10 protein-coding genes and 1 tRNA gene are annotated in these 15,439 nt (G+C 39.4%); 3 read left to right on the top strand and 8 right to left on the bottom strand.

The window, feature by feature from the left end; translation table 11 throughout:
* Window positions 1–119: 119 nt before the first annotated feature.
* From I8T81_RS05995 to I8T81_RS05985, 3 genes are all read left to right on the top strand, one after another.
* Complete coding sequence (locus I8T81_RS05995) at window positions 120–806, top strand: 3'-5' exonuclease (RefSeq protein WP_198072352.1); 687 nt, start codon at window positions 120–122, stop codon at window positions 804–806.
* A gap of 149 nt (window positions 807–955) precedes the next feature.
* Window positions 956–1,579 (top strand): hypothetical protein, encoded by a 624-nt coding sequence (locus I8T81_RS05990; protein WP_198072351.1) that lies wholly within the window; start codon window positions 956–958, stop codon window positions 1,577–1,579.
* Window positions 1,580–1,681: 102 nt separating this feature from the next.
* A tRNA-Arg gene (locus I8T81_RS05985) sits at window positions 1,682–1,758 on the top strand.
* 92 nt (window positions 1,759–1,850) lie between these two features.
* Here I8T81_RS05985 and I8T81_RS05980 read toward each other — a convergent pair.
* From I8T81_RS05980 to I8T81_RS05945, 8 genes are all read right to left on the bottom strand, one after another.
* Window positions 1,851–2,399, bottom strand: coding sequence for a glycoside hydrolase family 108 protein (locus tag I8T81_RS05980; RefSeq protein ID WP_198072350.1), 549 nt, complete (start codon window positions 2,397–2,399; stop codon window positions 1,851–1,853).
* A gap of 57 nt (window positions 2,400–2,456) precedes the next feature.
* The gene (locus I8T81_RS05975) at window positions 2,457–2,681 is read right to left on the bottom strand and encodes a hypothetical protein (protein ID WP_198072349.1); all 225 of its coding nucleotides are present in this window, start codon (window positions 2,679–2,681) and stop codon (window positions 2,457–2,459) included.
* Window positions 2,662–2,955, bottom strand: a complete 294-nt coding sequence (locus I8T81_RS05970; RefSeq protein WP_198072348.1) for a holin — start codon at window positions 2,953–2,955, stop codon at window positions 2,662–2,664. The genes I8T81_RS05975 and I8T81_RS05970 overlap by 20 nt, the downstream gene beginning before the upstream one ends.
* A gap of 229 nt (window positions 2,956–3,184) precedes the next feature.
* Window positions 3,185–3,757: a DUF4376 domain-containing protein gene (locus I8T81_RS05965; RefSeq protein WP_198072347.1), complete on the bottom strand. Its 573-nt coding sequence runs from the start codon at window positions 3,755–3,757 to the stop codon at window positions 3,185–3,187.
* Entirely contained in the window at window positions 3,754–13,659 is a 9,906-nt protein-coding gene (gene gpJ / locus I8T81_RS05960) for a TipJ family phage tail tip protein (protein ID WP_198072346.1), read from the bottom strand. Before gpJ ends, I8T81_RS05965 begins: the two co-directional genes overlap by 4 nt.
* A 59-nt stretch (window positions 13,660–13,718) precedes the next feature.
* On the bottom strand, window positions 13,719–14,369 hold the full coding sequence (locus I8T81_RS05955; RefSeq protein WP_198072345.1) for a tail assembly protein: 651 nt from the start codon (window positions 14,367–14,369) through the stop codon (window positions 13,719–13,721).
* Window positions 14,370–14,429: 60 nt separating this feature from the next.
* The gene (locus I8T81_RS05950) at window positions 14,430–14,618 is read right to left on the bottom strand and encodes a hypothetical protein (protein ID WP_198072344.1); all 189 of its coding nucleotides are present in this window, start codon (window positions 14,616–14,618) and stop codon (window positions 14,430–14,432) included.
* Between the two features lie 69 nt (window positions 14,619–14,687).
* The gene (locus I8T81_RS05945) at window positions 14,688–15,437 is read right to left on the bottom strand and encodes a C40 family peptidase (protein WP_198072343.1); all 750 of its coding nucleotides are present in this window, start codon (window positions 15,435–15,437) and stop codon (window positions 14,688–14,690) included.
* Window positions 15,438–15,439 lie beyond the last annotated feature (2 nt).

Here is a 15,439-nt window from a genome sequence, read left to right as displayed (position 1 = left end):
TTTCTACTTTTCAACATAAATTAAATTTCATAGCTATATCTAACTTTATTCTATGTTTTAAAGTCGCTAGTCAACTGTTAACATTGACGGTTACTTGTAATTGTTTAAAGGTTCAAAAGATGCAAGCCATTATTTTAGATACAGAAACTCATACACTAAATGGTTTGCCTATTGAAATTGCATACGCTCCCATTGAACTTAATGCAGGTAAACTGACTTTAGATAAAAGCAAATTATTTGATCAGCTCTATCAGGTTGGAACGCCGATCTCTTATGCTGCGATGGCGGTGCATCACATCTTGGAGACGGACCTAGAAAACCAGCCTCACTATAAAACATTTAAATTACCTGATAGCACAACTTATATTATTGGCCACAACATTGATTATGATATTGCAGCTATTGCTCGTTGTGACGTTGATGTATCTCATATAAAACCAATTTGTACTTTAGCTTTAGCACGCAAAGCTTGGCCAGATGCTGAAGCTCATAACATTTCTGCACTCATTTATATGATTTCTCAAGGCAGCAGTAAAGCACGAGAATTACTCAAAGGTGCACACCGTGCCGATGCCGATATTATTTTAACTGCCAATATTTTGATGCATATTATCTATCATTTAAATATTCAAGATATTGAAGAGCTTTACCAAGTTTCTGAAGAAGCCCGTATCCCCACGACTATTAACTTTGGTAAGCATAAAGGTACAGCAATTGCTGGACTGCCAAAAGATTATATTCGATGGCTTCTACGTCAAGACGAACTTGATGTCTATTTACGTAAGGCATTAGAAAGTGCATTTTAAAGACTTAACTTAAATAGATGATATTCATAAATTCTTCATCATATTGTCATTTTTGAGTTTTATCTTAAACCCCATTTATATTTTATTAAGAACAGTACTGTTTGATAAAAATTAAACAGTCTGCTTCATTTTTATATTGGGGAAATACAATGTCTGGTTTTTATCGAACCAATTTGGGAAGAGTTGCGCTTCAACAACGTAATATTACGTTAAATGCAAAACAAAGACGTTTACTTCTACTCATTGATCATGAAGATTTTCAAAGCCTTAATAGTGAGTTTAAAAAGCGTATTGCTCCTCCAGAGCTGATTCAACAACTGATTGATTTAAAACTCATTGCTACTTCTAACGAAAGTTACTCAGAGTTGACCGAGCAAATATCTATGCAAGAGTCATCTATAACATCAAATGAAGTGCAACAGAAAAATATTGATGAGAATAAAAGTAACGATTTAGTTGGAGAGATTCAGGTCCCTCAATCAACGTCTGTAACTTCTTCAAATATAGAAAATGACCAGCCATTTATTCCAGTTCAGCAATTGTCTTTTGAAGAAATACAATTATTAATGAAACAAAGCTTAGGTCAGTTCTGTGGCCTTATGGCAAAACCCCTTATTCAAAAAATAGAGCAAATCAAAACACTTCAAGAACTTAAAATGTGTCAAATGCAATGGATTACTCACTTACAAGAGTCACGTATTCCACCTCAGGAGCTAGCAAAGACACTTCAATCTATTAACTATTCAATTCAGCTTATTCAACAACGCATCTAAAAATAGAACAAGCTGCTGTTTAAATAAGCATTAAACTCACTTGGTATGTATTTCGTGCTTTACCTACCGGTGTTTTTTTCCTATGATGTGCCCCACACATGTGCGCTCGTAGCTCAGTTGGATAGAGTACAGGTTTCCGAAGCCTGGGGTCGTGGGTTCGATCCCCGCCGAGCGCACCAATTATTTATTAAATTTCAATATCTTAAACAAGTAAAACCAACTTTTAATGATACCATTTTTTTATTTTTATCATGTTTAGTTAAATTATTAGTTAGTTAAATGAGATTCTATTAGCAATCCAGCCATAAAAAAATTGCTCTTGGCTAGGATTACGTTCTGCAATTTCAATATATCGCTGACCTTGCATGATATTTAGTACTCTAGATAGAACTTTCTCTCCCTCTTTACCACGTTTAGCAACATAAACTTTAAGCGCATTCAAAGTAGCTGGTCCATAAATACTATCTACAGATAAATCGGACCAATCACTTTTTCCTTGGTTATTAAGTAAGTTTAAAGCTCGCTGTAAAAGTGGTTTTGCAAAACTGATACCGCAGTTAACACCAGTATCTAAAAGTTCTTCAGCTACTACAGGTGAAATTAAATTTATTTGGTCAAACCGTGGAGCTATCCAATATTGCTTTTTATAAATAGCCTTTGCAGTTTCAAGCGGCAAATCTCTCATATTACCTTTGAATCCGTTTGTTCGAGCAACGGCTTCAGTAATTCCGTACTTTGTTGCACCTCCTCGATCTGCAGGATTGTTTACATAACCACCTTCACGTTTAATGAGCTCATCAAGATATTGTTCAATGTTCATTTCACTTTTCCTTCGACATAAAAAAACCGCCCGAAGGCGGCATATAAAGATTGTTAATTACGATTGATTTGAATCTTTAGCTTTGTTTTTCTTTTCCTGGTCAGAACTACCAAAATAGAAACCACATGCAGTTGTCATTGCTCCAGCAATAAAGCCTAGTGCTGTGTTAATCAAGTTACTATTCTCACGCGGCATATTCACAAAAAATAAGGCAATAACCAATACAAACATTAGCGCCACAAGTGCAAAAGCCAGATATGCTCTAGTCTGTTCGCTTGTCATTTTTATCCCCTTCCAATCGTTTCTTAGTTTGCTCATATTGCTCAACACGCAATTTATGAATCTCATTAGCACGCTTTTCATCACGCTTTTTGAAATAGAGATTCGTAAGGAAGGTTGCTAAGCCAATCAAGATTGAAAAGATGATGGCCCAATCAATTTTACCAATAACACCGATCAAGCTCCCCCCTACTACATAACCATAAGTGAATTTTGTTGCAGTCGCCGCAGCCGTACTCGCAGCTGCTTCAACCACACTATTTGTTTGGTCATTCATTCATGCCTTCCTCCAATCTTTGGTATAAAAAGCACCCTAGTTGGTGCCTGTGATCTTCAGTTTATTAAATGTTATTTTGCTTCAAATGAGCTTCACACTCTTTGTGATGAAGCTAATTTTAATTGGTTTAATCATGGCCATAACAATCATGATAAATACTACAACCGATATGAATACGGTAATTATTTTTATGCTCATTTGCTCTTAAAAATATTAAATTACTCGCTCTTTAAACGAGAGCCACCGTATCTACCTCCTCTTTTGTTGAGGCTTCTGCAATTTTTGCGCGAGCAATTCTTCCTAGTTCATGAGTATTGTTTATGTGATTTGCCAATGCTGTTCGCAGCTCTATAAGTTGGTCGGGGTTAAGATTGATTGTTGAATTATCTTTCAATGTCCACTCTACATTCACGCCTAACATTGCAGCTGTCGCAATTCGACTTTGCGACTTAATGTCTGAATCAAACCAATTGCCACCATACTCAAATCCACCAAATTCTCGAATGTCCCGCATTTGTTTAATTTCATTCCACTTCTGAGCTTTAACTTCTTCTAGCGATCGTGAATCTATCCATCTTTTTGAAATAAAATCAAAGTTAGAATATGCATCAGGTCGCTGCGGAGCCAGTAACCAATCTTCTAATTTGAAATCCCAATAACTAAGAGCATCAGGTTTCGGTTTGGTGGTTAGGAATTGCCCCTCGCTGAGGTGCGCAGAGATAAACTCTGCACCTCCGCTAAGTTGGGTTATTAACTGCCCATGCCCATTAACAATAAAATTTGCATTTTCAGTTGAAATCATTTTTTTACTCCTAATGTGATGAACGAAACTCCGCCTCCGTTTTTAAAAGCTTTAGCACTTCGGTCATAAGAAAAAATGCGTAAACTTAAAGTTGGATTTGAAGCAGGTGCTGTAATCATCAAAGGCACAGCTTGTTGAGGTAGAGTTAGCCGAGGAGGGTCTAGAACGTACTGAGTTGAATAACCGCCTGCACTTTCGCCAGTATTCAAAACCTGTTCATAATGACCGCCGGGGTAAGCTGTGCTAATTGTTCTGACCTTGGTGTCATTAAGAAAAACAGCTAATTCAAGCGAGCCCCAGTTATCAGCGTTGCCCTTTGCTCCAATAGAAACCTCTCGACTTCCCTCTGACGGAACTGCGTTGATAAAAACTACGACTTTTTGCCCTTTATCAATTCCCGTGAGTTGAACTTGAGAGATTAAAACGGATGAATTTGTACCAATGTCTGATTGGCTTAATGCCGCATAGTCGACCAAATAAGATGGAACAGTCACCGCGTTATCTTTGATCTTTAACGTATCAACTTGAAGATTTCCAATTTTCGCAGTAGTAATTGCCGCGTCCTGAATCTTCGCAGTAGTAATTGTAGCATCTTGGATTTTGGTACTGGTAATTGCGGCATCTTGGATATGCACACTCGTGATTGAGGCCGATGCGATATAAGCAGTATCAATCCACGTACCAGGAGGGTAAGTCACTCCGTTAATTGTGGTATTGGTTGTTGTAACAATAAATGGCTTTTTACCGCCACTTGGTGGGCCAATGTAAAAACTGTCAGCATTAATACCGAAAGAAGAAGTCACTCGACCGTTAATGATTTCAGAAATTAAGCCATAGCCAGACATGACACCATTGTTGTCGATGGTGATTGTCTTTATCGCTTGGATGCCGTTAATCGTTTTAGATTGCTCATTGATAGCACTTGTGTTTCCTCCAACGGCGGTTTGCAGATTTAAGATACTACTTGCTTGGGTTGAAACTTTGCCATCAATAAGTGAAACTTTGGAATCTAGCGTCGATAAAGCAGAAGCGTCCGCTTTGTTTGCAAGACCAGCATTTAAGCTCTTAATATCTTGCGACCATGGATACCAAGAGTTGTAATCGGCACTTCTTCGTTCGGCAGTTAACTGAGATGATGACCCTCGTGCAATTTGAATGATTGGACCACCTGACGGGTCAGTCCATGATACTTGTGTCTCAAGTGTCACAAACGTATCAGGAATGAGGCCGCTTAGCCCAAGTACAGATGCAAACTTAAATTCTCGAACGATTTTTAAGCCGTGGTTTTGCCAATACCAAGCAGGTGGTTGGTTATCATTACGAGTATCTGAAAGCTTAATGTCTTTGTAAATTCCACTAATGGAATTATTTAAGGATGTAAGACTTTGGCTTTGCGAGGTAATTGAATTACCTTGTTGTGTAACTGTATTAGTCAGTGAAGAGATCGCCGCCGCGTTAGCATCAAGCTGAGTTGTAACAATACGCGAATCCCCCATACCTTGAGGCGCACCATTTACAAAAGTTAGCGGGTAATCAATCCATTGGTTAGCAACCGATGAATCGAACATGCCCAAAATACCGTTGCCAGCATCTAAATCTTTGCGACCAACAAAGATTGGCAAGGCATTCCAGTTCCATGATCGGAAGTATTTATCTCCCGCTCCACAAGCGAGCAAAAGGGCGCGCAATGAAGTGTTTGGATTCAATTCACCCACATTGCGAATATTATCTGTACCAACAATCGCAAAATAAGTGCCTGACACAAGCGCATTAATTGCCGCATAGATTGCGTTACATCCAGCAACCACATCACCGTAAGTGTCGTATGGAGTACAGCTAACCACATCACCATTGTTAAAGACGATGAGGTTTAATCCACGTCCGAAGCTGCTGATTTTTCCTTTATAGGAATGAATACCGCCATCTTTGGGAATTCCAACTGCCGAACCATTTCTAAAGGTGACAATTGAATATGATTTTGTATTGCCAACTTGATTGCTCAAAGAAGTAATCGAACTTGCCTGAGAATTGATGTTCCCCTCGGCAGTAGTAACTTTACTAGAAAGAGCATTTAGGGCCGATGCTTCAGCTTTATTCAAAAGGGAGCTGTTGATTGCGGAAACGCTGTTATTGAGTGAAGTAATAGCGTTACTGCTCGATGCAATCGAATTACCCTGTTGTGTAACTTTGCTATCCAAAGAATTGATTGCTGAAGCATTTGCGTCAAGATCAGCCTTTACGTCTTCAGGAGCTGGACTCCAACCAGTTTCTTTAGAACCCTTCTCGACTTTAACGTTTTTCAATCGAACTTTACTATTGAAGTAAATCCCAAAATTTTGAAACCCTGTACTGTCGATATTTATCGTAATAGTTTTATGACCAGTTGAAGAATCAGGCAACCAGAAGTATTTATAATTGCCGTCGTTATTTCTAAAACCGACACCACTACCTGTAAGGGTTCCGTCTAAGTTTTCAATATCAAAACTAATTGTGTACTGCCCAACTAACGGCTCAACAAGTGGCTCAACAAATAGCCAATTCCAACCTTCACGTACAGTTTGAGTATTACGAACTAAATTCCGCCCGCCAATTACCAACGAGCTGTTAAAGCTATTAATTTGCCCTGCAGTTGCTTCATTTGCTTGTGCTTTAGTGTATGTGTTCGCAATGGCGTTAGCATTAGATGCAATGTTTCCTTCGGCACTTGCAATGCGGGAGTTTAAGGAAGTGATTGCGCTACTGTTTGAGGTCACACGACCATCAATGTTTGTAACTTTGCTATCTAAAGAATTAAGCGCCGTAGAGTTGGCTTTTGTATCTGGGAGATAATCGTAAGCACTAGGAACCCAAGTGTCCGTTGTAATTAAATCGCCTTTTACTAGAACCGCCCAATAAACCGTACCGATAGAGTTTTTATCAGCAGTTGGACGATTGATCATGTAGAAGTTGATGTATTTGCCAACGCCGACCCCATCTTTTGTAAATGTTACTTTGTTAACAACTTTGCCACCGTTAATAGGGGCGGGTTGTACAGATTGCATGCCACCGCCGACGTATGCATAGAGAATAGAAGTTGTATCGCCTGTTCCCCGTTTATGCTCTGCACACCAAAGCAAGGTATATTTCGCGCCTACTTCCCAATCTTCACCCATTTCATAAAGAACATGAGGATAAGCAACGCCGTTATAAGTCCCTACTACGTTTGACTTGATTAGTAAGTTGGCACCAGCTTTTCCACTCACAGCCAAGCTATTATTTAAAGAAGTAATAGCATTACTTTGGGTTGTAATATCACTTCCTTGCTGAGTAACTTTATTAGACAAGCTTGAGATTGCAGAGGCGTTAGCGTCAAGTTGGGCTGTAATAGCTCTTGAGTCACCCATACCTTGAGGTGCGCCATTTACAAAAGTTAATGGGTACTCAATCCATTGATTGTTTACGCTCGAATCGAACATGGCAAGCATGCCATTGCCTGCATCTAAATCTTTACGTCCGATAAAGATTGGTAAAGAGTTTCCTACCCAAGTATTTAAATAACTACGACTTGCGCCACATGCCAAAAGAGTAGTTCGCAAAGTATCGGCAGCGGCGTGGATTGAAACACTTCCAATGTTATCCGCACCTACAATCGCAAAATAAGTGCCCGAAGCTAAAGCTTGAATAGCATTATTTAAATTGGTACATGCAGTGGCCATATCTCCGTAAGTGTCAAATGCCTGAACGGAACTTACATCGCCATTTTTAAAGACGATAAGGTTTAAACTGCGTCCGAAGCCATTAATTTTGCCCTTATAGGAATGAATACCTCCATCACGCGGGATTCCAACTGCCGAGCCGTTTCTGAACGTGACAATTGAATACGATTTAGAGTTACCAACTTGATCATTTAACTGAGTCAAAGAGCTACTTTGGCTTGTAAGTTTGCCTTCGGCATCTGAAATGCGTGTAGATAACGAGTTAATCGCACTATTAGCGCCTGTAATGCCATTTTCCGCAGTGGTAACGCGAGAATTTAAAGAAGTGATCGAGTTGGTATTAGTGGCAACTTTGCCATCAATATTCGAAACATTTGTATTCAGTGTATTAATGGCATTGGCATTCGTAAGATTGCCTACGATTGCTTCGGCATCTTCTAGAATTAAGTAATCAAGCTCAACAATGCCTGCAACGCCATTATAGTTCCCAATGAATACAGGTGAGATAAAATAAGCTTGTTTTGCAAAACTACGAGGATCGTTAATTGTTGCTGTGCCTGATGCTGCGCCAACTGATCTTCCTTTTAAATAGCACGCCACTTCTTGCCATTCACCAAGTGCGGGTGCCTGACCAGCGATTGTGTAGTTGGACGAACTCATCGAAGTTGTGACCGCATTGGTGTCAGTAACGTATGAGCTTTTATCAACTGTTAGCTGCGCTACACCAAGGTAAATTACGCCAGCGCCAGTTTTACGGCGATAACGCGCTCTTAAACGATAAGTTTTATTTTCATCGATTTGGATTAAATTGTTCGCACGCCCCCAAAACTGATCATTACCCGCATTATCACCAAGTTGTAAAACTTTGCCTGATAACGCTGTAGCTTCAGAAACGACTTTGTATTCCGCTACTGTGCCAGGCACTAAAATCCAATCGGCAAGTACATTTGCGCCACCCATATTGATGCTTGAAGTGGCTGAATTTAAAGCAGAACTCAATGATGTAATTGAGCTTGTATTGAGATCGGTTTTGCCGCCAATGTTGGTAACTTTTGAATCGAGTGACTGTAAAGCACCGTTGTCGGCTTTAGTTGTAAGAACTCCATTAATGGATGTAATGCTATTGTTTAGAGCTGTGATTTGTCCGCTTTGACTTGTTTGACTCTTTTCGGTGGCATCAACTCTGCTTGTTAGATTATTAAGGGCGCTTGAATCAGCTTTGTTGCTTAGCGTCCCATTAATCGATGTAACACTATTTTGAAGATTGGTAATCGAATCACTTTGGTTTGTGATCTTACCCTCAGCGGTATTCAAGCGAGTCGAAAGACCGCCAACAGCAGTATTAGTGCTATTGATATTGCCTTCCGCATTCGACATGCGGGAGTTTAAAGAAGTGATTGAGTCATTTGCTGCACTTAAACGCCCATCGATATTGTCTACTTTCGTTTGGGTCGTTTGAATGGCAGAGGCATTAACATCGATTAAAGCTTTGGTATCACGAGGACTTGGACTCCAAGCTGTTGCCTTGTTGCCAGATTCAATCTGCAATTTACGGATTGTTGGAATGCGACCCGTACCATAAGTGCCGTAAAATTCAATAGTCGAAACAGTCGTGCTTGTAGTATGGTTTTTTGGATATACCGTTACGGTATATTTAACAAACTGATTAGGAATGATTACATTTACAGATATGGCAAATGTATGTGCAGATAAGTTGGAAGAATAAACTTGAACTATTCCAACAACAGGTGTACTCATTTCGAATGAGATGGTGATTGGTTTTTCAAGATTGTCATCGTAGAAGGCTTTTAATTCCGCACTACGTTCGTACATCAAGTATTCTTTATTAGTGGCTGCCGTGGAGGTGCGTGGTGCCTCTGAATTAGCAACCACATTTACGCCACCAATACTTAATTGACTGTTGTAAGTATTGATTGCGCCAGAAGTGGCCGAATCTGCTTCTGTCTTAGTGTAATAGTTATTTAATGCAGTAGCTTCAGCCTTTGTTGCAAGTCCATTTTCAACCGTATTAACGCGACTTTGTAGTGATGTAACGGCGCTAGTATTAGACGTTACACGCCCGTCAATACTCGTTACTTTTGAATCCAACGAATTAAGAGCAGACGAGTCTGCTTTCGTAGAAACTTTATCGTTGGTTGTATTTAGGTCATTTCGCAGTGAGGTGATCGAATTGCCCTGACTTGTAATATTGCCTTCTGCTGTTGTGACTCTATTGGTCAACGCATTTAAAGCTGATGCATCCGCTTTAGATGAAAGAGAGTTGTTAATTGTAGTAACGCTATTGTTTAACTGGGCAATTGACTGGCCTTGGCTAGTAATAGTCCCTTCATCGTTACCAACGCGAGTTGTCAGATTGGTAATTGCCGTTGCGTTAGCGTCAAGTGATGATTTAATTGCTCCTAGATCTGCTGGCCCTGCAACCCACATGGAAGCAGATTTGTCATCTCCCAATGTCTCTTCGAGCATAAGCATGTCAACTAGGAAGCGTGAATTTACAGTGTTGAATACTGCGTTAGCGCTGAGCGCGATGGACGCAGCAAATGCATCAACTGGCGCTACTAACGACTTAAATGTTACTACTTCACCAGCCGCTGACGGAGTTACACGTAAATTGTTCGTAAGCTGACTATAGCAAGTAGCTGACGACATCACTACTGAGTTGTCTGCCAAACGTCTGAACCAAAGTATACCTACATAAAAATCAGCAACTTTACTGGTATCCAGTAACTTAGTGTACATGCTAAGTAAATACTTTTTACCACCGCTTACTGTGGCGGCTGCTTGAGTTGTGGTAAATGCCGTTGAATTGCTACCGATATACAACGTACCGCCGTTACTTGTAAACGTAACGTCATAAGCTTTGCCTTTTAATCTAAGCAAAGACGACACAAGTGCTACATTTCGCCCACCTCCTAAAATATAAGGAGAGATTTCTTGCGGGTCAGAAAACGGTGCAATGATGCTGTTAATCCCTTTACCACCACTAAGATCCGATCTAAGTGCTGTTACAGCAGATGCGGCAGAGGCAGCATTGGTTACAGCGGTGTTTGCTGTCTGTTGGGCAGTTGCGGCTGCATTGATTGCATCTACTGTTTTGCTTTCATTTGTTGTTAATCGAGAGTCCAGCGAAGTAATCTTAGATGCGTTTGCGCCTGTATTAGTGGCATTAGTATTAATTTGTGTTTGTAAACTAGATAAAGAGCCATTAGTACTCGCTTTAAATGTCTCAATATTACTTAACAGCGAAGCGTCTTCCGACTTTCGTTGAGTTGTTTCTGCCGTTAAGCCATCTTTCATTTGAGAAATTGCACTTGTACGAGCACTTGTTTCATCTGCAATTTTTTGATTCAACTGATTTGTAGAAGTAGTTAAATCGGAAGCCACTTTCGATGCAGCCGTTGCGGCATCATTAGCCGTATTTTTAGCATTCGTTGCTGTTGTATTTGCTGATAATGCAGTGCTTGATGCCTGATCTGCTGTGCTTTTTGCATTAGCTGCAATGACATTGGCCTCATTTGCTGCTTGTTGTGCTGTTGAAGCCGCAGTTTGTGCTGTTATCAAGGCTGTTTTGGCATATGTGGCTGCCGTCTGAGCATTTGAAGCCGCAGTTTGTGCGTTATTAGCGGCTTGCTCCGCCGCTTCTGCAACATTAATCGTATTTTCAATTTTGCCTTGAAGCTCTTTAGCAAGATCACTTTCAGCAATATGTCCAGAGATAAGATCTAATACAGCCTCAGGGTCAGCAATAGTCGTTCCGCTAACCCAATCTGACCAAGGGCCAACATTACCAATTTTATCTACGATTCGACCACTATAATATTGAATTAGATTTGGCTGTAAGCCTTGAACTTTATGAGTATTAGTTGGATAAGCGAACTGACCTAACGGTACAATATTACTTGCACCATCCGGAGAAACCCTAATTTCTACATAGGCTGCGTCTTGGGCTCCTGTATTAGGAAAACTCCAATCCAGCTGCATACCAAATAAAATACCAGTAGCACGGATAAATTCTAGTTTAGGAGGTAAACCCTTTTTACCTACTAATTCAGTAATTGATGAGTAAATCGGTAATGAAGAAACTTCAAAGGCTGAAATCGCAGTAACACGTGCCTGATAATTTCCCGAATAAACCCCTTGTACTTCTACAGAGTTATTCCCTGTGAGTGGTAAACGAAGCCAAGAACCGTTGTCTTTGCGCCATTCAACAAGATATTTAACTGCGCCTCTTGCTTGTTTCCAAGACAAAATCATTGTTGTGATATTAATACCTTGATTAACTTTGTCTTCACTTGTAATTGAAATATCACTTACAGGGTCTTGAAGGGACGGATTAATAATTGAAATAGGTACTTCTTCAAAATGGGCACCGTTGTCTATTTCATCAAATTTCTTAGGGTTGTACTGAATAGCATTAATCGTAAATTTATTTTTCTCTTCCTGACGAATTGAAATAACACGGAATTTCATTGTTGCTAAATCTTGGGCATCAATTACCCAAATATTTTCCGCAGCAATCGAACCTAGGTCGAATGGTAAAGTGACTGTGATTACACGATCACTTATAGACTGAATAATTCTAGTTTGTGCTTTTCCATTTTCACCATTAACAACTAAACGATCACCTGGCTTGGCGACAAGATCATCACGGTCAATTGTTAGATTAAATCTATCCTCAGAAATTGCAGATACACGTCCGCCATTAGCACGTCCTGCAAAAAGCTCATCCGCAATCTCAATAACTCGACCAGGCTGAGGAATCCATCCATCTAGACCAACTTTAAAAGTTACAGTTCTCGTTTCAGACTGTTCAGACTTTAAAGCCCATAAACCAGCACGTTGTGCTTGTCCTCTTGAAGTGCATCCCCATGCGTTTAAATCTAAAATGCGTATTTGACCAGAGTCTGAAATAGCCTGCTCATCTCGAACGTATTCATATTCAGTTTTGTAATGATTCGCTGGATTATCAAATGCAACTTTTACAACATTATGGCGATCACGAGCACGTGTACCGGAATATTCAAATTCTCCAATCACGTTAGCGCGTGTATACGTAAAATATGTATCTTGTGGAATATCTGCATCACAGATAATACTGTTTCCATCCCAATAAGAAATTGCTCGAAAAACTCCAGCTAATTTTTTTAGGATTTCATAAGCTTCCTCTGCCCTTTGCAAATATACATTACATGTAAACCGTGGCTCTTGCTCCCCTTGACCATCATTTACAAATTCATCGCAATATTGACCAAGACGGTACAAAGACCATTTATCAATCATAAATGGAGTAAGTCGATCACCTAAACCATATCGATCAGAGGTACAAATATCGTAATAAATCCATGCTGGATTATTTGAATATGCACTAATGAATGTACCGTCCCACATTCCAGTATATTTTCGAGAAACTGGATTATAGTTAGAAGGTAGCTTAATTTTTGTACCTTTACATTCAACGGCAATTTTAGCAACGTTATTAAAGGTTTCTGCATCATATTGCAGACCTAATAGTGCAGTGTTCGGATAGCGCAGTTTTGCGTCAATAACTTCAGTGACAGCTTCAATATACATTTTGTCACTGATATATTCAGAAGTTGAGTTTGGTGTAAGGCGACGAACTCGAACAAGCCAATCCGAATCAGCTTTTGGTAAGTTAATGCGATGAGCACGCTCATAATTTGCAGAAGTTTTATCAGAGATTTTTGTTTTTAAAACTTCAGTCCAAGGACCACCATCAGTTTGCACGTCCACCGCATACTCAATGGTTACTCCTGACACATCCCCACTTTTGGCATCTTGACTTCGTAAGGGTCCCCATTTAAATCGAATACGCAAAGCATCTAAATCTAAATTTTTAAAAGACTTAACCCAAGGAGTATCTGCCTTTAATTCAACATCAATTGCAGTTTCATTCTCAACAGCAGGAAAGCCTTCTATATAATCTTGGTCATTTGTTCCTGAACGAAAATCGACTTTTACATTTTCAAAATTTAATTTGCCATTGTTATCTTCAAGTGGAGTATTTTCGAGCAAGATAGATTTATTGCCGTTTGCTAATCCTTCAATCTCACCCTCTGCCAGACCATATAGAATATTTATGCGAGTTTTTGACTGTGCAGAATCAGGAGCAATATTGGGTTGTCTCGCTTGTCCGCTTGCTTTTTTTGAACCTTTTACAATTGACATAACAAATCTCACGCATAAAAAAGGCGCTTATAAGCGCCTGAACAAAATATATTTTCTAGTTAAAGTTGGTCTTCGGGATATTGCCCTGCACTGATGACAAAACCACCAATTTCACGCTGACCATAAAGGACAGGTACAGGGTTCCCCTGCGCTACTGTAGTTACTGCACTACCAAATCCTTTATTTGCTCGGTTACCATCTTGGTTTTGGTCTTGAGTAGTTGAGACTGGGGGCATTAACATACTTGAAATACCACCTATTGCCATGCCAGAGCCAGCACCAATTAAAGCAACTCCATATGCAGAAGTTGTACCGCCAGTCATTACACCTGCAACGATTAGAACTGCTCCAAGAACCAACTGCAAGACTCCACTATTTCCACCCGCGCCTACTACACGGGGTACAATATGAATGGTGTCGGCTTGGGTATTCATATCTAACTGATCTTCAGAGATATTATCTCCTGTAATCTGCTGTTTCGAAGCAGCATCATAAATTGAAGAATGATTTTTTTTATATTTAGCATTCTTATTATTTAAAAATACGGCAAATTTAAGTCCAGACTCATGAGCACGTAACATAAAACTTTCAAAACCCGGAACTTGAACTGATAATGCACGCATAGCTTCACGAGTATTTACAACATCTAATTGAAATTGCTTTCCAAATTTTTCAGCTAATACACCATATAGTTTGATTGTTTTTAACATGAGATTATCCTGGATTTAATAAAGGAGATATTCAATTGAATATCTCCTTATATTTTAAAATTAGAGAGCTTCGGTTTGAGTTTGAGCTTCTTCAATCAAAATCGAAAATCCTGTTTCTCGATTATAAGTCAGGATCAAGTTTTCAAGCTTAATACCTTTATTATATTGAACAGTATTCACTTGATTACTGAATTGAGTTACAAGCTCTGCTTCAAGTACTGAAACTTGTTTTGCTACTTTAGTCGCCATTGAAATTACCTCTTTTGAAAATAAAAAAACCTGCATTTGCAGGTTTCTGGGATTATGCCTTACGGCGGTTTAATTCATTTTTTTGTGTCTTAAAATCTTCACGGTTCGATCCAACCATTGTGGTCCGTAAATCTCCCTTACAGATTTACGTCCATAAGGATGGTGAAGAATTAACGACGAGCCAACACAGGATTCTGTTTGTTCCGATTTAAATTTCCCTTGGTCACCCAACCAAATGATTGCATGATTAGGATGCTCCGTCCGCCCGACTCTACAAATGAGCATGTCACCATATTTAGGTTCTGATACTTCATAAAAACCAGCTCGTTCATAATTTTCTAAATAGAGTGAAGGATGTTCTTTTTGTTCCCACCAAGCATCTTCGCGCTCAAAATCAATTAATGAAATATTGAGTTCACGACTATAAAAATCACGAATTAACGAATAACAATCTTGCCAACCATGATAATAATTACGCCCTACCAATGGTGCTTTATAACCAGATGGTTCATATATTTGAAAATCAATATTTGGATAAGAACAGATCACCCAAGGTTTTTTATGTAACTCAATTTGCGTTAAGTCTAATTCGGAAGCCCGTGTAGTCCCATCTGGATGACTATGAACATATGCCTGAATTTCACCTTGATCTTCAATCATAGATAAGTCTTCAGGATGAATTTCAAATTGATCATTTTGAGCAGAGATATTACGACAAGGAATATATTGGCGATCTACAATCACACCACAGCATTCAAGCGGATAACATTCATCAGCATGCACCATAATCGCTTTTTTAATTTTTGTTGAAAGTTTCATAA

It is taken from the genome of Acinetobacter seifertii, from assembly GCF_016064815.1.
GTDB classification, from domain to species: Bacteria; Pseudomonadota; Gammaproteobacteria; order Pseudomonadales; family Moraxellaceae; genus Acinetobacter; species Acinetobacter seifertii.
Note: the sequence above shows the minus strand (reverse complement) of the source record. Positions and strands in the feature narration are given on the sequence as shown.

What these genes read in the sequence shown, in the direction of transcription:
- I8T81_RS05945 (WP_198072343.1), bottom strand. Translation starts at nt 15,437, where the DNA reads ATGAAACTTTCAACAAAAATTAAAAAAGCGATTATGGTGCATGCTGAT.
- I8T81_RS05955 (WP_198072345.1), bottom strand. Translation starts at nt 14,369, where the DNA reads ATGTTAAAAACAATCAAACTATATGGTGTATTAGCTGAAAAATTTGGA.
- I8T81_RS05990 (WP_198072351.1), top strand. Translation starts at nt 956, where the DNA reads ATGTCTGGTTTTTATCGAACCAATTTGGGAAGAGTTGCGCTTCAACAA.
- I8T81_RS05965 (WP_198072347.1), bottom strand. Translation starts at nt 3,757, where the DNA reads ATGATTTCAACTGAAAATGCAAATTTTATTGTTAATGGGCATGGGCAG.
- I8T81_RS05970 (WP_198072348.1), bottom strand. Translation starts at nt 2,955, where the DNA reads ATGAATGACCAAACAAATAGTGTGGTTGAAGCAGCTGCGAGTACGGCT.
- I8T81_RS05975 (WP_198072349.1), bottom strand. Translation starts at nt 2,681, where the DNA reads ATGACAAGCGAACAGACTAGAGCATATCTGGCTTTTGCACTTGTGGCG.
- I8T81_RS05980 (WP_198072350.1), bottom strand. Translation starts at nt 2,399, where the DNA reads ATGAACATTGAACAATATCTTGATGAGCTCATTAAACGTGAAGGTGGT.
- gpJ (WP_198072346.1), bottom strand. Translation starts at nt 13,659, where the DNA reads ATGTCAATTGTAAAAGGTTCAAAAAAAGCAAGCGGACAAGCGAGACAA.
- I8T81_RS05995 (WP_198072352.1), top strand. Translation starts at nt 120, where the DNA reads ATGCAAGCCATTATTTTAGATACAGAAACTCATACACTAAATGGTTTG.
- I8T81_RS05950 (WP_198072344.1), bottom strand. Translation starts at nt 14,618, where the DNA reads ATGGCGACTAAAGTAGCAAAACAAGTTTCAGTACTTGAAGCAGAGCTT.